Annotated in this window: 9 protein-coding genes; 1 reads left to right on the top strand and 8 read right to left on the bottom strand. The window is 64.9% G+C overall.

Going from position 1 to position 21,648, the window contains the following annotated elements; all coding sequences use genetic code 11:
• Nucleotides 1-108 precede the first annotated feature (108 nt).
• Nucleotides 109-13,827, top strand: coding sequence for a non-ribosomal peptide synthetase (locus ASG84_RS03820; protein ID WP_057475685.1), 13,719 nt, complete (start codon nucleotides 109-111; stop codon nucleotides 13,825-13,827).
• An 87-nt stretch (nucleotides 13,828-13,914) separates the two neighbouring features.
• Here the strand turns inward: ASG84_RS03820 and ASG84_RS03815 are convergent, their stop codons facing one another.
• The 8 genes from ASG84_RS03815 to ASG84_RS03780 form a co-directional block, all read right to left on the bottom strand.
• Nucleotides 13,915-14,838 carry an esterase/lipase family protein gene (locus ASG84_RS03815; RefSeq protein WP_057475684.1) on the bottom strand — a complete coding sequence of 308 codons (924 nt, stop codon included), beginning with the start codon at nucleotides 14,836-14,838 and terminating at the stop codon, nucleotides 13,915-13,917.
• Nucleotides 14,839-15,009: 171 nt separating this feature from the next.
• Nucleotides 15,010-15,894: a glycosyltransferase gene (locus ASG84_RS03810; protein ID WP_162248310.1), complete on the bottom strand. Its 885-nt coding sequence runs from the start codon at nucleotides 15,892-15,894 to the stop codon at nucleotides 15,010-15,012.
• Between the two features lie 72 nt (nucleotides 15,895-15,966).
• The gene (locus ASG84_RS03805) at nucleotides 15,967-16,821 is read right to left on the bottom strand and encodes an ABC transporter permease (protein ID WP_082520762.1); all 855 of its coding nucleotides are present in this window, start codon (nucleotides 16,819-16,821) and stop codon (nucleotides 15,967-15,969) included.
• A 10-nt stretch (nucleotides 16,822-16,831) separates the two neighbouring features.
• Nucleotides 16,832-17,689: an ABC transporter permease gene (locus ASG84_RS03800; RefSeq protein ID WP_057475682.1), complete on the bottom strand. Its 858-nt coding sequence runs from the start codon at nucleotides 17,687-17,689 to the stop codon at nucleotides 16,832-16,834.
• A complete protein-coding gene (locus ASG84_RS03795; protein WP_057475681.1) occupies nucleotides 17,689-18,657 on the bottom strand; it encodes a daunorubicin/doxorubicin resistance ABC transporter ATP-binding protein DrrA in 969 nt (322 codons plus the stop codon). The genes ASG84_RS03800 and ASG84_RS03795 overlap by 1 nt, the downstream gene beginning before the upstream one ends.
• Before the next feature lie 121 nt (nucleotides 18,658-18,778).
• Entirely contained in the window at nucleotides 18,779-19,732 is a 954-nt protein-coding gene (locus ASG84_RS03790) for an AurF N-oxygenase family protein (RefSeq protein ID WP_057475680.1), read from the bottom strand.
• A 32-nt stretch (nucleotides 19,733-19,764) separates the two neighbouring features.
• Nucleotides 19,765-20,670: a prephenate dehydrogenase dimerization domain-containing protein gene (locus tag ASG84_RS03785; RefSeq protein WP_057475679.1), complete on the bottom strand. Its 906-nt coding sequence runs from the start codon at nucleotides 20,668-20,670 to the stop codon at nucleotides 19,765-19,767.
• A 12-nt stretch (nucleotides 20,671-20,682) separates the two neighbouring features.
• Entirely contained in the window at nucleotides 20,683-21,177 is a 495-nt protein-coding gene (locus tag ASG84_RS03780; RefSeq protein WP_057475678.1) for a hotdog fold domain-containing protein, read from the bottom strand.
• Between the last annotated feature and the right edge of the window lie 471 nt (nucleotides 21,178-21,648).

Here is a 21,648-nt window from a genome sequence, read left to right as displayed (position 1 = left end):
CGATATCTGGAGTGATGCGTACCGTCGGACGTCATCGGTGCGCCGGGGTTCGATCGGGTGAGTGGCGGACGGCCGACTGCCGTTCGAAAGTGAGGAGCACGACAGTTCATGGGTACCGAGACGTCGGGCACAGCAGGAGCGACGGGCGGCGGTAACCCGGTGGAGAACGGTTCGCGGGAGCGGGGCCGGGAAGCACGAACCCGGGAGCGGCCTGCGCGACGTGAGCGCCCCGCGCGCCGTAGACGCGCGCGCACTCCACTCCTGCCTCAGCTACTGGCCTCGGCCGTCGAACTCGGACCCGACTCGGATGCCCTCGTGTTCGATGGTCGAACGTGGACCTACGCCGAGCTGGATGCTCGATCGGCTGCGCTGGCCCGGGTACTGATCGAGCGCGGCGTCGGTCCCGAGGATTTTGTGGCGCTGTCGATCCCGCGCTCCGATCTGTCCGTCATGGCTTTGTGGGCAGTGGCCAAGACCGGCGCGGCATTCGTGCCGATCGATCCGACCTACCCGGCCGACCGGGTACGGCACATGGTGTCCGACTCCGGCGTGCTGCTGGGGTTGTCCGTCGGCGCGGTGAACGAGGATCTGCCCGCGGAGGTCGAATGGCTGGTCATCGACGACAGTGACATGACTCGGCGTCTCGATGAACTGTCCGGCGAGCCCGTCACCTCGGAGGATCGGGTACGGGCCCTCGAGACGACGCACCCGGCATACATGATCTACACCTCCGGATCGACCGGTCTGCCGAAGGGCGTCGTCGTCACCCACGCCGGACTGAGCAACTTCTGCGAAGAGCAGATCGATCGCTACTCGCTCACCGAGCAGTCGCGAGTGCTGCACTTCGCGTCACCGAGCTTCGACGCGTCCGTCCTCGAACTCCTGATGAGCATCGGGCGGGGCTCGACGATGGTCGTCGCCTCTCCGAAGGTTCTCGGCGGAGACGATCTGGCTGCGCTCATCCGCGCGCAGAACGTGAGCCACGCATTCATCACCCCAGCGGCGCTGGCGTCGGTGAATCCGGCCGACACCGATACCCTGCACACCGTCGTTGTCGGCGGCGAGGCCTGCCCGCCCGAGCTGGCAAATCGATGGGCACCGGGCCGGCGTTTCTTCAACGGGTACGGGCCCACCGAGACCACGATCATGACCAATATCGGCGGACCGATCGCCGAGAACGAGCGGGTGACGATCGGCGGGCCCATCCGCGGCGTCAGCGCGTATGTGCTCGACGCATCCTTGAAACCGGTTCCCGACGGGGTGGCGGGCGAGCTGTACCTGGCCGGACCTGGACTTGCCCGCGGCTATCACCAGCGACGTGGACTGACCTCGGACCGCTTCCTTGCCTGTCCGTTCGGCGAGGACGGTGCGCGGATGTACCGCACCGGAGACGTCGTGCGCTGGCGGGTGGTCGAGGGCGAGCGCGTGGTCGAATACATCGGCCGCAACGACTTTCAGGTCAAGATTCGTGGCTTCCGCGTCGAGCTCGGTGAGATCGACGCCGTTCTGACCGCCGAGGAGAGCGTCGAGTTCGCCGTGACCGTCGGCCGCGAGACGCCGTCCAAATCCACTGCCCTCGTCTCGTACGTACTGCCGAAGTCGACGTCGGAATTCGATGAGCGCACACTTCTTGCGGTTGCGGCACAACATCTTCCGCGACACATGGTTCCGGCCATGATCATCGCACTCGACTCGATCCCGTTGACGCCCGTCGGCAAACTGGATCGGGCCGCGTTGCCCGCGCCGGTCTTCGCCGCCGCAGAATTCCGTTCCCCGTCGACGCCCCTCGAAATCACCGTCGCGCAGATCTTCGGCGAGTTGCTCGGAATCGACCGAGTCGGTGCCGACGACGACTTCTTCGAGCTCGGTGGAAACTCCCTGATCGCAACGCAACTGGCCGCACGTCTCGGCGCTGCGACCGGAACCCGAGTACCGGCACGCACCGTCTTCGAGTTTTCGACGGTGCAAACCCTCGCCGCCCGAGTGGAGAGTGCCTCGTCCGAGAGCGACAACGCCACGATACGACCGCAGCCGGTGCTGGCGAAAAGGGAGCGGCCCGACCGGATCCCGCTGTCGTTGGCTCAGCGGCGGATGTGGTTCCTCAACCGCTTCGACACCGCGTCGGGAGCGAACAACATCCCGGCCGCGATCGAACTGCGCGGAATGCTCGACGTCCCGGCACTGTCCGCCGCGATCGGAGATGTCGTCGATCGTCACGAATCTCTGCGCACGTACTACCCCGAGGTCGACGGGACCGGCTACCAGATGGTGCGGGACGCAGTCGAGAGCGGAGTCGCGCTCGAGATCGAATCGATCGAGGCCGATGCGGTCGCGCGTCGTGTCCAGGAGCTGGCTTTGGCGGGGTTCGATGTGACCCAGCAGGTCCCGGTCCGGTTGCACCTGTTGCATCTGGGCACCGACCATTACGTCTTCGTGCTCGTGGCTCACCACATCACCGCCGATGGCTCGTCCGTTGCGCCGATGGTGCGAGACATCATGACGGCCTACGCCGCTCGCAGCGCGGGGAATGCACCCGGCTGGGAACCACTGGCAGTGCAGTATGCCGACTACACGCTGTGGCAGCACGAGGTGCTCGGATCCGATGACGATCCCGAGTCCGTTGCGCATCAGCAGATTTCGTTCTGGAAGGACAACCTGGAGGGGTTGCCGGATCAGCTCGACCTGCCGACCGACCGCAGCCGCCCACTCGACCCGTCCGGAGTCGGTCGGGTACTCGGATTCGACATCGACGCGGCGTCGACCGCAGCGATCGGACGTCTGGCCCGCGAGCACGGGGCCACGCCCTTCATGGTCGTGCACACCGCCTTCGCGGTGCTGCTCGCCCGCCTGTCCGATTCCACTGACGTCGTCGTCGGATCGCCGATTGCCGGTCGAGGTGAGCAGGCGCTCGACGACGTGATCGGAATGTTCGTCAACACCCTCGTTCTGCGTACCGCAGTCGATGCGTCCCGCACATTCTCGGACCTGCTCGACCAGGTTCGCGAAGCCGATCTACAGGCGTTCGCGCACGCCGAACTCCCGTTCGAGCGTTTGGTGGAGGTGCTCGACCCCATCCGCTCCGGCGACCGGCACCCGCTGTTCCAGGTCGCTCTGTTCTTCCAGAACCAGGCGACAGGCACACTCGAACTGCCGGAGCTGACGGTCTCCCCGCTGGACTTCGGTGAGGTGGTCGCGAAGTTCGACCTGCAACTGGTCCTGGAGGACCGCGCCGCCGGTACCGAGGAGCACGCTCTCGCAGGCACGTTCACCTATGCGGTAGATCTGTTCGACGAAGCGACGGTACGTGCGATCGCCGACCGCTTCGTCCGACTGCTCGCTCGACTCGTCGATGCGCCGACACGTCCGGTGGGCGATGTCGATCTGCTCGACGCCGCCGAGTGGGCACTGTCCACCGAACACGCTGCCGTCGATGCAGTAGCGGTGCCGGACCGGTCGATCCTGGACGCCTACGTACAGCAGGTATCCGCGACTCCCGATTCGCCTGCGGTGACGTTCGAGGACGTCACCCTGACCTACAGGGAGTTCGACCACCGGGTCAACGCGCTTGCGCGGCACCTGATCTCGCACGGTGTCGGCCCCGAGGTGCTCGTCGCCGTGTCCATCAGGCGCTCGATCGACCTGCTGGTGGCGATCTACGCCGTGGTTCGAGCAGGCGGTGCCTACGTGCCGATCGATCCTGATCTCCCGAGCGAACGCAGAGCCCACATCCTCGGCACGGCTGAGCCGTTGTGTCTGCTCACCAGCGCCGCAAACATCGAACCCGACGAGACCCGTCAGCACGAAACCGTGCCGGAGTCGATTGCGATCGACACCCTCGATTCGGCGCTCGACGGTTCTCCTCTGCGCGCCAACGAGTTACGCCCCCTGCACACGGCCAGTCCCGCCTATGTCATCTTCACCTCCGGCTCGACCGGAAACCCCAAGGGCGTCGCGGTGTCCCATCGCGCGGTCGAGAACCAGCTGGCGTGGATGACGGCACAGTACGACGTGGCGGACACCGACGTCTACTTTCAGAAGACCGCAACCACCTTCGACGTGTCGGTGTGGGGCTTCTTCCTGCCGCTCCGTACCGGGGGTCGTATCGTTCTCGCGACGCCGGACGGCCATCGCGACCCCGAGTACATCTCGGCGTCGATTGCCCGGCACGGGGTGACACTCACGGACTTCGTACCGTCGATGCTCACCGTGTTCGCTGCGCACGCACGCGCCGCTGAATGCGCCACGCTGCGTGACATCTTCGTCATCGGTGAAGCGTTGCCGCCTGAGACCGTCATCGATCTCGGTCGCGTCAGCTCTGCACGCGTCCACAATCTCTACGGGCCCACCGAGGCCGCGGTATCGGTGACTCATCATCGCGCAGAGCCGGATTCGCGCGGCTCGGTTCCCATCGGTGTGGCCGAGTGGAACGTCGGCGCGCTGGTACTCGACCGACGACTGCACCCTGTGCTGGCAGGTGTGCAGGGCGAGCTGTATCTGGTCGGTGATCAACTCGCCCGAGGCTACGTTGCCCGCCCGGATCTGACATCCGACCGATTCGTCGCCGACGTGAGCGGTTCCGGCACTCGGATGTATCGCACCGGCGACCTGGTTCGACGTCGACCCAACGGCGTGCTCGACTACATCGGGCGCAGCGATTTCCAGGTGAAGTTCCGCGGCCAGCGCATCGAACTCGGCGACATCGAATCCGCGCTGCTCACCTCTACCGATGTCAACCAGGCCGTCGTGCTGGTGGTGCCGACGGCCACCGGTGATCAGCTCGTGGCCTACGTGGTGCCCACTGTCGGTGCCGCACCGGATCGTGCATCTGTGACCGAGTTCGCCAAGAACTTGTTGCCTGCGTACATGATTCCGAGTGCCGTCGTCGTGCTCGGCGAACTGCCGTTGAACTCGAGCGGCAAGTTGGACCGTCGCGCACTACCGTCCCCATCGATCGATACCCGGCAGTACCGCGCACCGTCGACACCCGTGGAAGAGATCGTCGCGGCATCGTTCGGCGATGTTCTGGGTGTCGACCGCGTCGGACTCGACGACGATTTCTTCGATCTGGGCGGGAACTCCCTCATCGCCACCCGTCTCGTCGCACGAGTGGGCGTCGCCGCCGGATGGCGTGTTCCGGTTCGAGCGCTGTTCGAGGCCTCCACTGTCGCCGCTTTTGCTGCGGCGGTCTCGGCGTTGTCGTCCGAGCGTGCCGTTCCGAAGCTCGAGCCTGTCGAGCGTCCGGCGGAGATCCCGCTGTCGTACGCACAGCAGCGGATGTGGTTCCTCAACCAGTTCGACACCACTTCGGCCGCCGACAATCTGCCGCTGGCGATCTCGCTGACCGGTGACCTGGATGTGGCCGCGCTCCAGGGAGCGGTATCCGACATCGTGCATCGACACGAGTCGTTGCGGACGCTGTATCCCGAAACCGATGGTCGGGCAAGGCAATCGGTGGTGACCGACGGCATCGAGGTGCCCGATCTCACGCCCATTGCCGTCGAGTCGAACGAACTCGTCGCGGTTCTGGCCGACGCCATGAGCATGCCGTTCGACGTGACGATCCAGGTACCGCTGAGAGCATGGCTCTACCGACTCGGCGCGCGCGAGCACGTACTGGCCGTGGTGGTGCACCACATCAGCGGTGACGCATTCTCGATGGGACCGCTCGCGCGGGATCTTGCGGTGGCGTATTCGGCTCGCACGGCGGGAGCCGCCCCGAGCTGGTCGGATCTGGCCGTGCAGTACGCGGACTACACCCTGTGGCAGCGTCGGGTGCTGGGCGAGGAGACCGACCCGGAGTCGGTGCTCTCGAAGCAGTTGAACTTCTGGACTCGGACGCTGGCCGGAATTCCCGACCGAGTGGATCTACCCACGGACCGACCTCGTCCACCGGTGATCAGCAACAGGGGAGCGGCGGCTCGTTTCGAGATCGACGCGTCCCTGCACGCCTCACTCGGCCGGGTCGCCCGCGAGAGTGGTTCGACGTTGTTCATGGTGGTTCACGCAGCGCTCGCCGTGTTGTTGGCACGATTGGCGGCCACCGACGACGTCGTGATCGGTACGCCGATCGCGGGCCGCGGGGACGCTGCCCTCGACGATCTCGTCGGGATGTTCGTCAACACGCTCGTGCTGCGGACCGACGTGCAGCCGAGCAGCCAGTTCGCAACCGTTCTGAACACCGTGCGGCACGCGGACCTGGAGGCCTTCGCGCATGCCGATGTGCCGTTCGAGCGTCTGGTGGAACAGCTGAACCCCGAACGTTCGCAAGCCCGGCACCCCCTGTTCCAGATTGCGCTCTCGTTCCAGAACCCGGCTACGAGTTCTCTGACGCTGCCCGATCTGACGATCGCCGGTGTCGACATCGAGGACACGAGCGCAAAGTTCGATATGCAGTTCACGCTGTCCGAACAGGCCCGGCCCGACGGCACCGCCGACGGTATGGCAGGCGTGATCACCTACGCCACAGACTTGTTCGATGCCGAGACCGTCGACGAGATCTCGGCGCGACTCGTACGGGTGCTGGCTGCCGTTGCGGCCGATGCCGAGACGGTGGTGGGCGATATCGAGTTGTCGGCACCCAGCGAGGTGCAGGATCTGCTGCGCGGACCGGTGGGAACCGTCGCCCCACGAACCCTCGCGGATTTGATGGCCGATGCCGTCGCGTCGAACCCGGACGGAACTGCACTGGCGCAGGGCAGCGATCAGGTGACCTACCGTGAGCTCGACGAGACGTCCACCGCTATCGCGGAGATTCTGCGGGGTCGCGGTGTCGGACCGGGCACCACGGTGGCTGTCGCCACCCGCCGCAGCATCTCGTCGGTGACCGCGGTGTGGGCCGTGACGGCCTCCGGCGCAGCCTTCGTGCCCGTCGATCCCGACTACCCGGACGATCGAGTTCGCTTCATGCTCGGTGACTCCGGCGTACGGATGGGGCTCACGACGTCAGATGTCGTCGACTCACTGCCGACCGAGGTGGACTGGATCGTCGTCGACGCACTCGCGCAGTCGAACGCCCCAGTGGTGCAGCCTGATTCGATCCGCCGTGCGCAGACCGACGACGCCGCATACGTCATCTACACTTCCGGCTCCACCGGAAAGCCCAAGGGCGTGGTGGTCACGCATCGCGGGCTGGCCAACTTCGCGGCCGAGCAGAGTGAGCGCTACGGGCTGACCGAGCAATCCCGCGCGCTGCACTTCGCGTCGCCCAGTTTCGACGCGTCGGTTCTCGAACTGCTTCTCGCGGTTGCCTCCGCGGCCACGCTGGTGATCGCGCCACCGCGCACGTACGGCGGCGGCGAGCTCGAGGCGCTGATCACGCGGGAGTCGGTAACGCACACGTTCCTGACTCCGACGGTTCTGGCCTCGATCGATCCCGACACGGTGACCGGTCTCGAGGTCGTGATCGCCGGCGGTGAGCAGTGCTCGCCGGAGCTGGTGCAGCGCTGGTCCACTCACGTTCGGTTCTTCAACGGCTACGGCCCGACCGAGACCACCATCATGACCAACATCAGCGACGCTCTGAGCCCCGGCGACCTGTTGTCGATCGGCGGGCCCATCCGGGGCATGGCGTCGTACGTCCTGGATTCGCGTCTGCGTCCGGTACCGCTCGGCGTCACCGGCGAGCTCTATCTCGCCGGTGTTCAGCTCTCTCGGGGATATCTCCGGCGGCACGGGCTGACGGCCGAGCGTTTCGTTGCGAATCCGTTCGGCGACGCCGGAGACCGGATGTATCGCACAGGTGACGTCGTACGCTGGCGCAAGAGCAACGGCAGCAACGTGATCGAGTACGTGGGTCGCTCGGACTTCCAGGTCAAGATCCGCGGATTCCGCATCGAGCTCGGTGAGATCGACTCCGTCGTCGCGACCTACCCGGGCGTCGATTTCGTGGCCACCCTCGGGCGGACGCTTGCCTCCGGCGGCACCGCGCTCGTGTCCTACGTGCGCTTGCAGCCGGGAGCTCACATCGACGCCGCGGACGTTCGTGAGCACGTCGGGAAGTCGCTTCCTGCACACATGGTGCCCTCGGCCGTCGTCGTGGTGGACGAAGTGCCGCTGACCCCGGTGGGCAAGCTCGACCGAAACGCATTGCCGGAGCCGGTGTTCGAGACCGCTGCAGGTCGGGAACCGTCCACCGACACCGAACGCGCACTGAGCGAGGTGTTCGCGGAAGTACTCGGTGTCGACACCGTGGGCGTGGACGACTCGTTCTTCGCCCTCGGCGGTGACAGCATCGTGTCCATCCAGCTGGTCTCGCGCGCCCGGGCCCGCGGCCTGAACTTCGGACCTCGGGACGTGTTCGAGCTCAGAACCGTTGCCGCACTGGCCGAGATCGTGGAATCCGGAGCCGCCGAGGTGCTCGAGGAACTGCCCGGCGGGGGAGTGGGGACGATTCCGCTGACCCCGGCCGTCGGCTTCATGGTCGAGCGCGCCGGTGGCTTCGATCGGTTCACCCAGAACCTCGCTCTCGAGCTTCCAGCCGGCATCACCGAGAACCAGATCGTCGCCACCCTCACCGCCGTGATCGATCGCCACGACATGTTGCGAGCGGTGCTGCAACGCGACGTGGAGGGTGCGTGGGTGCTGCACACGCGCGAGCAGGGCAGTGTCGATGTCGCAGCGGCCGTCACTCGCACGGCCTTCGATCCGGGCCTCGGTGACGAGGATCGTCTCAACCTCGCTGCGTCGGCACTCGAGGGTGCGCTGAGTCGTCTGGACCCGGCGGCCGGACGAGTCGTCGAGTTCGCCTGGCTCGATCCGGCATCACCGTCGGGAGAACGAACCGACGAGACGGGCAGGCTCATCGTCGCTGCTCACCACCTCGTCGTCGACGGCGTGTCCTGGCGCATCATCGTTCCCGATCTGATTTCGGCCTGGCTGCAGGTGTCTGCCGGGTCGGTACCGGCACTCGATGCGGTCGGCACGTCGTTCCGGCGCTGGGCGCACGCACTGGTCGACAACGCTGGGTCCGACCTCCGTCGAGCCGAATTGCCCTACTGGACTTCGGTTCTGGATCGGATCGAGGTGCCCGTCGGTACGCGCCCCTTCGACCCAACGGTGGACTTGGCGTCGACTGTGCGCAAGGTCCACATCGAGGTGGACGAGGCCACGACCGAGGCCCTGACGACGGCGATCCCCACTGCCTTCAACGCCGGTGTCGACGATGTTCTCCTCGCCGCACTCTCGCTCGCGGTGGCCCGCTGGCGTGACGAGCGGGGTACACGGTCTTCGTCGGTTCTGATCAGACTCGAGGGTCACGGGCGCGAGGAGTCGCTGGCCCCAGGGGCAGATCTGTCCCGTACGGTCGGCTGGTTCACCGGCATCTACCCCGTCCGACTCGAACTCGAGACAATCGACGTGGGCGACGCCTTCTCCGGTGGCGTCGCTGCGGGTGCCGTCGTGAAGTCGGTCAAGGAGCAGCTGCGATCGATTCCGGACAAGGGTCTGGGCTACGGATTGCTGCGGTACATGGGCGACCCGGCGTTTGCACCGCCCTCGGCGGCGCACGCGCAGATCAGCTTCAACTACCTGGGCCGCGTGTCGGCGGCCGACATACCCGAGGGCATGGAGAAGGTCGGGTGGATTCCGGCCGGCGATCTCGGTGACCTGACCGGGATGCCCGATGTGGACGCCCCCGCCATGGCTCCGATCGACATCAACGCCGTCGTGGTCGGTGGACGCCTCACTGCAGACTTCGGCTTCCCGACGACCCTGTTGGCGGAGTCGGACGTTCACGCCTTGGCCGAGCACTGGCGAGATGCGCTGACGTCCATCGTCGAGCACGGACGACACGACGGTGCCGGCGGTCTGACCCCGTCGGATCTCCCGCTCGTGCAGCTCACTCAGCGCGACATCGAGCAGGTAGAGGCACAGCTGCCGTCGGTGCGCGACATCTGGCCGCTGTCGCCGCTGCAGAACGGACTGCTGTTCCACGCGTCGATCTCCGAGGCCGCGACCGACGTGTACACCACACAGATCCAGCTGCACCTCGGCGGCGACGTCGACTCGGAGAGGCTGCACGTCGCGGCGGATCGGATTCTCGAACGGTATTCCAACCTGCGCACCGCATACCTGCGCGACGAGACCGGCAATGCTGTGCAGGTCGTCGTCGACTCGGTTGGCGTGCCGTGGCGCACCGTCGATCTCACTGTTGCCGAACACGATTCGACGACGGCGGACCAGCTGCTGAGTGCTGAACAAGCGCTCGGATTCGACATGACCGCGCCGCCGTTGATCAGGTTCCTGTTGATCCGCACGGCTGCCGATCGGTGGACGCTCGGCGTGACCAGCCACCACATTCTGCTCGACGGCTGGTCGATGCCCATCTTGATGAAGGATCTGCTGGTCCTGTACGCAACCCGCGGTGAGACGTCCGTTCTGCCGAGGGTGCGTCCGTACCGGAATTTCCTTGCGTGGCTGTCCACGCGTGACATCGACGACTCGCTGGACGCGTGGCGACGGGCGTTCGCAGGACTGGACGATCCGACGCTGATCTCGCAGCGTGGCTCGGCAGACGCCGACTCCCCTGAGATCGCCGAAAAGAAGTTCGTCCTCAGCGGTGTGGACGCCGCTCGGTTGTCGGACCGCGCGTCGGAACTGGGCGTCACGATGAACACTCTGGTTCAGGTGGCGTGGGGAGTTCTGCTCTCGCGCTTGCTGACTCGCGACGATGTCGTGTTCGGAACCACGGTGTCCGGTCGTCCAGCGGAGCTCGACGGCATCGAATCGATGGTCGGTCTGTTCATCAACACCGTTCCGGTCAGATTCACCCAGGACGCGAACGCGAGCATCGAGGATCTGGTGCACCGCACGCAGAGGGCGCAGGCGGAACTTCTCGATCATCATTACGTAGGTCTGACCGACATTCAGCAGACGGTCGGCTCGGCAGCGGTGTTCGACACCCTGGTGGTGTTCGAGTCGTACCCGATCGACAAGTCCGGGTTGTCCGCGGCGAGCTCGATCGACGGGATGAGCGTCCTCGGTGTCGACACCAAGGATGCAACTCACTACCCGTTGACCATGGTGGTCGTAGCCGACGCCGAGATCACCTTCACCCTGAAGTACCGGGCCGATCTGGTCGACGTGGACGCCGCGGAATCGATGACGACGAGATTTGCTCGCGTACTCGACTCGCTCGCCGACGCATCGAGGGGAGCCGACACAGCCGGTTCCATCGACATTCTCGATGGTGCCGAGCGGGCGCAGGTGCTCGAGGTCTGGAACGGTGTGACGGAAACCGTTGCAGCCGAGCTCGATTCCGAGGCGTCGGACGAGTCGCTGATCTCCCTGTTCGAGAAGCAGGTATCGGCCGCACCCGACGCTGTCGCCGTGGTCTTCGGTGACGAACGCGTGACCTACCGCGAGCTCGACGTACGTGCCGACACTCTGGTCGGCACGCTCGTCGACGCCGGTGCGGGGCGGGAAACCCTGGTTGCTATAGCGCTTCCCCGCGGTATCGAGCTGATCGTCGGCTTGCTGGCCGTACTGAAGTCCGGTGCCGGCTACCTCCCCGTCGACACGTCACTGCCGCTCGACCGGGCGCGCTTCATGATCGAGGATGCACGTCCGACATGTGTACTGACGGACCGTGACGGCGCGACGTCGTACGCCGAATTCGGTGTGCCCGTCATCGCGTGGGAGGGTGCGGGTGTGACCGAGCAGCCTTCGGTGACCCGACCCGATGCGACACGCAGTGGTGCGGATCTCGCGTACGTCATCTACACCTCCGGGTCCACCGGTACTCCCAAAGGTGTTGCGGTGCCGAACGAGAACGTCGTACGGCTGTTCCGCAACACCGATCGGACGTTCGATTTCGGACCCGGTGACGTCTGGACCATGTTCCATTCGTTCGCGTTCGACTTCTCCGTGTGGGAGATATGGGGACCGTTGTTGCACGGCGGCACTCTCGTGGTGGTGGATCATGCAACGTCCCGTTCGCCTCGAGAGTTCGTCGAGCTCGTGGCGCGCGAGGGCGTGACGATGCTCAGCCAGACGCCGTCGGCGTTCTACCAGTTCGTCGACGCCGAGCGGGGCGCGTCGTCGTCTCCGACGGCGTTGCGACACATCGTTTTCGGCGGTGAGGCCCTCGATCCGAGCAAGCTCACCGGATGGTTCGATGCGCACAGCGTCGATGCGCCGCTGCTGAGCAACATGTACGGGATCACCGAGACCACGGTGCACGTGACACATCACGAGGTCCGTGATGTCGACGAGAACGTCCGACACCCGATCGGGACTGCGATCGACGGCCTCGGAACGTACGTCCTCGATCAGGGTCTGCGTCCAGTGCCGGTCGGAGTGGTGGGCGAGGTCTACGTCTTCGGAGTGCAGCTCGCGCGCGGGTACCTCGGACGTGCAGGACTGACGGTGGGACGATTCGTCGCGAATCCGTTCCAGGGTGTCGGCGCGCGTATGTACCGCACCGGCGACCTGGCGCAGTGGACGCCGCAGGGCACCCTCGACTACGTCGGCCGGGCGGACTCGCAGGTGCAGCTAAGGGGCTTCAGGATCGAGCTCGGCGAGGTCGAAGCGGCTCTTCTGTCCGCACCCGGTGTGGCGCAGGCTGTTGCCATCGTCCGTGAAGACGATCACCTCGGATCCCGTCTGATCGGATACGTCGTGCCCGACGACCAGTCCGTGGATCTCGATCACGTTCGCGGGCACGTGGCGCAGAGCCTGGCCTCGTACATGGTCCCCGAGGCCCTGATGGCCCTCGAGTCGTTGCCGTTGACGGTCAACGGCAAGCTCGATCGTCGCGCACTACCGGACCCGCAGGTGCGCCGGATCGAGTTTCGCGCTCCGGCCACGGATCTCGAAGCGGACGTGGCTGCTTCGGTCGCCGACGTGCTGGGGCTCGACAACGTCGGGCTCGACGACAGATTCTTCGAGCTGGGCGGTAATTCACTGCTCGCTGCGAAGCTCGCGGCTCGAATCCGATCGCGGTGCGGGTCGGCGGTGCCGGTGCAGTGGGTCCTGACCGAGCCCACCGTCGAGCTGCTCGCGCGTCGGATCGACGAGGAGGTAGGTTCGGCAACTGGCGGCGCTACGGCAGATCCGCTGGCGGCGATACTTCCCATTCGAACCGGCGGCGACCGTCCGGCGTTGTTCTGTATCCACCCGATGATCGGCCTGGCCTGGAACTATGCCGCGTTGGCCGAGACCACCGCTCCGGGCCGCCCCATCTACGGCGTGCAGCTTCCGCAGCTGCGCGGCGCATCGGAATCGCCGCGCACCATGGTGGAGCAGGCCGAGCTGTACGCACGGGAGATGGTTCGTGTGCAGCCGACCGGACCCATCCACCTCCTGGGGTGGTCGTTCGGTGGCGTTCTTGCTCACGCAACAGCTGGTGCACTGCGAGCTGCCGGCCGCGAAGTCGGCGTCGTGGCGATGCTCGACAGTCTCCCCACCGTCGACGAGGCGGTGTTCACCGAGGAGTTCGCGGACAACTTGCGCGCGCTCGGGATCGGTGGGGCGGGGGAACTCACTGATCTGAGCAGCGAGGCCACTCGCCGGCAGGTCGTCGATCTCGTGCTGGCGGAGCTGGACATCTTCGATGAGCTGCAGGTGTCGAACCTGTACGAGGACGCTCTCGCGAGCGCGACGAAGATCAACGGCTATTCGCCGGTGGCACTCGAGGGGGATCTGTTGTTCTTCTCCGCAGCTCGTGATCACCCTTCTGCCGGTGATGCTGCGCTGCTGTGGTCGCCGTACGTGGGCGGCTCTATCGAGAACGTCGACGTCGAGAGCACTCACGCAAACATGACCTCAGCGGAGTCGCTGGTTGTGGTCGGGCGGGCACTCGACGCCGCGATGGAGGCCGCCGAGGGGTGAACGGTCGGTCAGGCCGAGGCCATGGTGAGCGGTCCCGGAGTCGTCCAGCGCGGCGGACCGTGGGGTCCGAGAGACCGGACCGTCACGTCAGCAGGGTGCGGAGTGAGCCTTCGCGTATTCGGGGTCTAGCGCGGAGAGCACCATGTAGTTCGGGGCCGGATCCGTCACAAGACCGAGATGGCCGGTGGTAGCACCTGGACACACGTCCTGCACCCAGAGGTTGTGAACCGACTCCGTGTCACCGGTACGTAGAAAGGTGAGTTCGGGGGGTGTCGAGATCTGGTCGTCGCGAGTAGCGATGACCGTGTAGTCGACGCCGGGAAGGGCGTCGCCGCCGGCATTGAGGTTGACCAGAACCGGGGACCCCACCAATTGCTGTGCTCCGGCCATGTTCCACGTCAGCGGAGTGATGGCGTCCCCGGGGAGTCCGAGTGATGTGACCAGCTTCGCCAGTTCCTGAAGGCCACCGAACGTTGTCCCATGGTTGGTCGCACCCAACGTGACAAGGCTGTGGACTTTGTTACGGGAGGGGTCGGCGGGGTCCGTGCCGCCGTCGAACTTCATGTACTGCCGAGCTACGATTCCGCCCTGTGAATGCCCGACAACATCCACCTGCGAGGCACCTGTTGCAGCCAAAACCTCGTCGATGAAGCCGCCGACCTCACGCGCCGACTCGGGGATGTCACCAGAGCCCCATACGACCTTGCCGGGCTCGAACAGCAGGCCGACCGCACCGTAGTTGGGTGCGAACACGCAGTAGCCCTGTTCGATGAGCTGGGGGGCCAGAACGGTCCACGTCGTGGAGTCCATCTTCGTTCCGTGGATCAGCACGACGGGTCGAGGATGCTCGGGGCTGGGAACACAGCCGAAGTCGTTGGTACCCTCCACGGTCGGGATCGCCACAGGGGTAGCGGCTGGGTCGGCAGATGCGACGGAGGTTCCGGAGAGAATCACGGCGGACGTTGCTGCGAGTACGCATAGAGCACGCGCAACGCGGGTGGTAATCGCCATGGCCTCTTTCCGGTTCAGCTCACCGCGTCGGACGACGTCGGAGATAGCATGTGGGTGACATAACCGTAACATTCATAGTGCGAGCAACCTTTTGGACAATTGCAGAACTACTGGTCGACGAGTTGTGCGTTCAGGCAAGTGTGATGATGCTCACTCTTGCGGACGGCTGGCTCACCAACCGATCGCTCGATACTCGATTCCGGCGCGTAATTCACCGACTCGGATGTAGAGGGCGCGTAACCAGTGTCCCCGGGACAGCTTGGTGATCGACGTCGGCAGTAAAGGGTTACGCACTATCAACACGCCCCAGCGCAGCAGCACGAGACGAATGCTCAGTGGGGGGCACCCATGGCGACGGTACTCACCGACGAGCTTGGTAGTGCCGTATCCGGCACGGTACGACTGACGCAGTAGCGGTCCGAGGCGGTCGCGTAGACGGTACGAGACCTTGGGCTCGTGATCGAAGCTGAAACTGTGACCGGCCAATTGGGCGCGCCAACTGAATTCGACGTCTTGGCTGGCCGCGAATTCGTTGTTCATGCCGCCCAGAGAGTGATACACCTCGGCTCGGCACGCCATGCTGGCTCCGATCGCGAACGGGCGAAACGAATTTCCACCCTGGTGCTCCGGAGCGAGGCTCGGCGTCCAGGACAATGCACGCTCGCCGTTCAGAGATGACGTCTCGACTGCAGTTCCGACGAGATCGAAGTGCGTCGCCATCCGGGTGAGCGTGCTCAGCCAATCTCGATGCACCACGTCATCGGCGTCACAAAAGGCGAGCAGCTCACCCGTAGCCGCGTCCGCACCGCGGTTGCGGGCATGCGCAGCTCCTTTTGCCTCCGACGCGTCGACGTACACAGTGGAGAACCGGGCGGGGAGAGGGCACGTCTCGAGGTATTGCCGAAGCTCGCCACTCCCGGAGTTGTCCGCAAGGACAACCTGGAAGTCGCCCTCGAAATCCTGATCGGCCAGAGCCCTCAGTTGAGCTGCCAGCATCTCGTCGAAGGCACCGACGGGAATGATCACCGATACAGAAGGCATGTCTGAAATGGGCATGACCATTTACGGTACGCACAAACGTGGCTCGATTGAAAGGCTTCGGTGGGAGGTCTATCTTCTCGGGGCCTGTCAGCCCGTCGCAGATGCTTTCTTGTAACCGCGGATCGCCGGGATCAGAAACACAGCTGCCATCCCGAGCGACCACGCAAGGGTTTGCAAGACCGGCGTCAGAACCGGACCGCCCATTGCCAGGTTCCGCATTGCGCTGACCGCGACCGACATCGGCTGAGCGGCGACGACGGGTTGAAGCCACGGCGGGTAGGCCAGCACTGGAACGAAGCCGGCGTTGAAGAACATCAGCAAGGTGGCGAAAATCGAGACGACTTCGACCAGGGGTGCGTCTCCGGCGACCGTTGCCAGGAATGTCACCATTACCGCAAACCCGATACCGAAGACCACCGGAATCAAGATCAACAAAATGCCGGCCGGAATTCCCTGCGTGAATCTGAACCCCAGCGCCACACCGGCACTGGTGATGACGATGGTGGTGACCAGTACCCGAACTCCTTCGGCGATCATCCGGCCCAGCAGGCCGGCGGCGCGGTGCGTGGGTGTCGTCCAGAACCGGGACAACAAGCCCGATTTCCGTTCGCCCTTGAGGCCGACAGCGCTGACGATCGATCCGAACATGGCTCCGACGAGAGCAATCATCGGCACCTGGCCGTAGACCGCCGGAGATCCGGTGGCGGCGGAAATCGAGTTGCCGAGCACCACACGGAACATGACCAGCATCAATGCGGGGTAGAGCAACGCCTGAATCATTGTCGACGGGTCGCGCATCCACCGCATCAGAAGTCGCTTGGCTTGAATCAGGCTGTGCGTCCAAAGCGCACGGATCGACCCTTCTCGGAGGGCCATATTGGGCTCGGGAAAGGTCAACTTCGAAACGCGCGCGGTGTTCACCGACGCTTCTGACATCGTCATCTCGGCCTCGTCACTCTGGCCTGGAGCTCGCCCAGATGGCAAGCGGTACGAAGAACAGGATCAGACCGGCTATCCACGCCAGCGACGGCCACAGCACCTGAAAGCTGACTCCACCTTCGGCCATATCCCGCATCGCGAAGGAGAACTGCGAAATCGGCTGGTTGCGCACGAACGGTCGGATGAACTCTGGAAAACCACTTTCCGGAACGAATCCGCACGAGGCCATACCGAGAATGAGCTGGGGGAGGGTCAACACCTGGCTGGTCGCCTCCGGGCTCTTCGACAGCGTTCCGATTGCATCGGCACCGATCGACAGCGTGGTGCTGATCAGCATGGCGAGAGCGCAGAACAACAGTGCCTGACCGAATCCTGCAGTGAAGCGAAAACCGATGACGTAACCGAAGCCGAGTGCCGATACGAGGGACACCAACGAGCGGACGACACCGCTCGAGATTCGTGCCACGAGGGGGACGCCGCGCACGACCGGCATCGTTTTCAAACGAGAGTTGAGGCCACTCATCGCCTCCGCCGAGGCTCTCTGGGCCGCGGAGATGGCGGTGAAAGCCATGGCCTGCAGCACGATGATAGGCATCAGGAACTGGGCGTAGTTGATGCCCTGCAGGCCCATCACGAACTTCAACGGTAGATAGAAGCCGACGGTGAAGATCAGGGGAGCGATAACTGCAATCAGCAGCTCGCCCTTGGTGAGCATCGTCCACAGAGCACGGCCGGTCAGCGCCTGCCACTGAACGAAGCCGGACGGCCGCGTTCGTGACCTCCGCTTCGGCTGCTGTGTGGTGGAGCCGGCACCGGTCCGCTCGACGAACCTCGCGTGTGTCTTGGGCACGCCCCGCGTCGTGGCCGTCATCAGCTCGAGCTCGCTTGTGAGTGCCCGGTGAGGGTGAGGAACACGTCGTCCAGCGAGGGGCGTCGCAGGGCGATGTCAGCCAAGACAATTCCCTCCGCGTCGACTCGGCGCAGGATCTCGGACAGCGTCGCTGCGCCGTCGGGTGCCGGTACCGAGATTCGATCGGAGGTAGCGGTGATCTCGGCGTGAACGGCAGCAGGAACCATGTCGCCCAGTGCGCGCGCGGCCGCCCGGAGTTGCCCGGGATCGAGCGGCACCACTTCGCAGTAGCTGCCGCCGGTCATGGCCTTGAGCTGATCGGACGTGCCCTCCGCGATGACGGTGCCCCGGTCGATGACGATGATGTTGTCGCTGAGGACGTCCGCTTCTTCGAGGTACTGCGTCGTCAACAGCACGGTGATGCCCTGTGCCTTGAGCGCCTCGACCAGCGACCACACGCCCTGCCGGCTGCGCGGGTCGAGTCCGGTCGTCGGCTCGTCCAGGAACACGACCTCCGGCCGCACTACCAGTCCGCACGCGATGTCGATGCGGCGACGCATGCCGCCGGAATACCCACGAACTGGCCGCTTGCCGGTATCGGAAAGATCGAACTCGTCGAGCAGAGCTTTGGCGCGCGCCTTGGCGGCCTTCTTGTCCAGACCCATCAGGCGGCCGAACAACTCGATGTTCTCGCGGCCCGACAGGGTGTCGTCGAGTGCCGCGTACTGTCCGGTCATCATGATCGAGCGTCGGACCGCAGGGGCGTCGGCCACTACGTCGTGGCCGGCGACGAAGGCTCGGCCGGTGTCGGGTGCGATCAGCGTGGAGAGAACTTTCACAGTTGTGGTCTTGCCGGCACCGTTGGGTCCCAGGATTCCCAGGACGGTCCCGCGCTCGGCAGAAAAGCTGATGCCGCGCAGCGCATGCACATCACCGAAGGACTTGTGAACGTCCTCCACGTGTACGGCTGCGTGTTGAGCTGACGACATCGAATCTCCGAGCTGTCGGGGTGAATGGTGGGACAGGACCCCGGGGAGTCGAGGGCCACTACTTGATACCGGAATTCCCCGAGAATGTTACCTGCGGGTCGACGCCGGGTGACCTCCGCAGTCAGCCCCAATCGATATCGATACTGTCTTCGACGTCGAGCTTCCGGCACAGAGACCTGAGCCCGCTGTAGTCCTGAACCAACGCACGGCGACTCGTGTCCTGCTCGACGTCGGCCAGCATCTCTTCGGCACCGCGGATACCCTCGAGCTCGAGAATGCGTCGCCAGGTAGAGAAATCGCTGCTCGAGAACGCATCCATCCCGTCGACCAGACCGTCGAGGAACTTCTGTCGATCGTTGGCTCCGAGGCGATCGAAGACGATCGCGGCCATGTCGTCCGCGATCGACGCATGGCAGTACTCGTCGCGATTGTGCAGTTTCACGGTCGCCCGATTGATGGGCTGGATGACGTCGTCGTCCTCGATCAGGTCCAAGTAGGACGTGATGGAGATCTCCGCAACCGTCATGAACGCCAACGAGCTGATCGCAGCGGACCACGAGTCGTCGCTGGTTGCCTGCGCACTACGTTGCCGACGCACCGTCGAGCTGAAAGGCAGGGAACGCTCCGACAGAGCCCACCCTCGCCCGCGCCGTGTCGCCGCGCTCGCATTCAGGTGCATCAGTGTGTGGTACTGCTCGTCGACCATCGCCTGGGTCACCGCGACCGCGAGCGTGTCGCCCATTCCGGTCTCGAAGACATCCTGCGCCAGCAGGGCAAAACCCGGGTGCACGACGTGCTGCTCTACATCCATCACGTTCTTGTTGAATGCGATCCAACCCCAGGCACGCAGGCGATCCTTCTGCTCCGGGGTCGCACCGGTGAAGGTGTCGTGCTCGCCGAACGGAATGAGGGCGTCCGGGAAATCCTGCTTGGACGTGTCGAAGAGGTCGTCGAGCTCGGGTTCGGGCTTCTTCACCGTTGCGCGCTGCGCCCAGTTCTTCGCCAACCGTGAGACGACGGCACTCTCGACGACATCGGCGGAGTCGAACTCCGGCAACGACGGCTGTTCCAGCATTGCGTGCCTCGCCTCCGAGCTGTTACCAGTGATCATCGGTTACCACTGCTACCTCGAACGATACCGAACATCTCGGCACACACAGCTCGATAGTGATCGCCGCTTCCCCCCAGCGCGGACTCTGCCGCGGTCAACAGTTGCGCGAACCGGTCCTCGGAACCTGAATCGACCGTCTCGTTCAGAGTCTGCGTAGCGCGTTGCAACGCCGCTCTGGCCTCGGCGGCGTGCGGATTGCCTGCTTGTACGTCCCAGTACACCTCGGGCTCGCCGCCCGTGATTCGAGCGAGCACCGCCAGCATCGTTGCGTGTGGGGGAGGTGCAACAGCATCGATGTCCCCGAACGGCAGGTCGAGCTCGGCCAGTGCCAACCCGAACGCCAGCACACTCGCATGCGTCAGAGCCTGCGTCGCGGCGGCGAGGCGATCGTGACGTGCGGCGTCGAGAAAAACGACTCGGCCACCCCATCGCGCGACCCTGTCGAGAAAAGCGTCTGCGGATGGGCCTGTGCGATGCACGACGGCGGCGACCGGACGTCCGGACATTCCCAGCGACGGCGCGAACATGGGATTGATCCCCACAGTGGTGCCGCGTCGATCGATCTCGTCCAGGTGGTGGGCGAAGCCGGACTTGACCGACAAGGTTTCCACCAGCAGTACGTCCGGGCGCAGAGCTGACAGGTCGGCCGCCAACGCCACCGATTCCGGTACCGCCAGAATCACCGTGGCGGCTGTCGCGAGCACCGAAGCGAGCCGTTCGTCCGGATCGATGATGTTTCCGACCATGACAGGAGAGGTGGCGCCGTGCGAGGCTTGAACGTCCACGCTCGTCACGGGAACGCCGTCGCCGCGCAGCAGGTCGACCAAGAGGTAGCCGACAGCTCCCGCCCCGCCGACCACCACTACTGAGTTCTCGTGCTCCGACCCCGTCACCGTATCCATCGGTCGAGTATGTCAACGGGATGCAGCGGACACCCAGATCGTGATGTCGGCGTGCACCACCTCGATGCCCGCGGTGTCACGGATCGACACCGGCACGACGATGTCGAGACCGTCGGTGACCGATCCGAAATCAGGAATCCCGTCGAGTTCGGCGACGGCGCGCAGCGACGTGGTCGCCTTCGTCAGATACTGAACGTTCATCGACTTGGGAATCCAGCGGTGCGAGGTCGGCACCGTCGCCTCGGCGAGCATGCCCATCGCAACCTCGGCGAGGTTGCAGGCGGCGATGGCGTGGAATGTGCCAAGGTGGTTGCGAATTCCGAACCACTTGGGAGCCGTCACCTCGCAGCGACCCGGTTCGAGGGCCACCACCCGCGGCAGCACGGAAGCGAAGTAGGGGACCCGGAGGCACATGCCGACGGAGAACACGGCGGACCCGATAGTGTTGCTGGGGAGCTTCGACCAGGCGCGATAGGTAGCGCCCGTGGTGTTCTCGACTGTGGCCATGTCCCTACCTTACTGCTCGGTAAGGTGGCGGGACGACGATCTATGGACCCCGAGTTGATCTGTCGCCCGGACTGCGGCATACTGGTCGGGTTGCCTGGACACGGGACGCGCTTGCGTGCGGCCTGAACCAGGTGAGTCGGCTGTGAAGCCGGCTGAGCAAGACATGAGACCAGCGCTCCACGTGAGCGCGTCCGGAACACCAGCTCGATCGGTACGGGTTTCGTTCGATACGGATGGTTGAAGCGAAAGTTTCAGCGCAGACGAATGAGCGGAATCACGACACGCCCGACCGCGTGGACCGGAGAACCATGACAGATGAAGAGCGGCAACGGATGCAGGCCACGCCTGGGTCGTCAGCGTTTTTCACTGTCGTGTGTGCACGAAGGCAGTTCGGGTCGGTGGGTTCCACCGGCTCGGGGACTGTGCAGACGAGGTGGAGCAGGCCGAACGGCCCGTTCTACGACCAAGCGG

The organism is Rhodococcus sp. Leaf278, assembly GCF_001426085.1.
Classification (GTDB): domain Bacteria; phylum Actinomycetota; class Actinomycetes; order Mycobacteriales; family Mycobacteriaceae; genus Rhodococcoides.
This window is presented reverse-complemented; position numbering and strand designations above follow the sequence as displayed.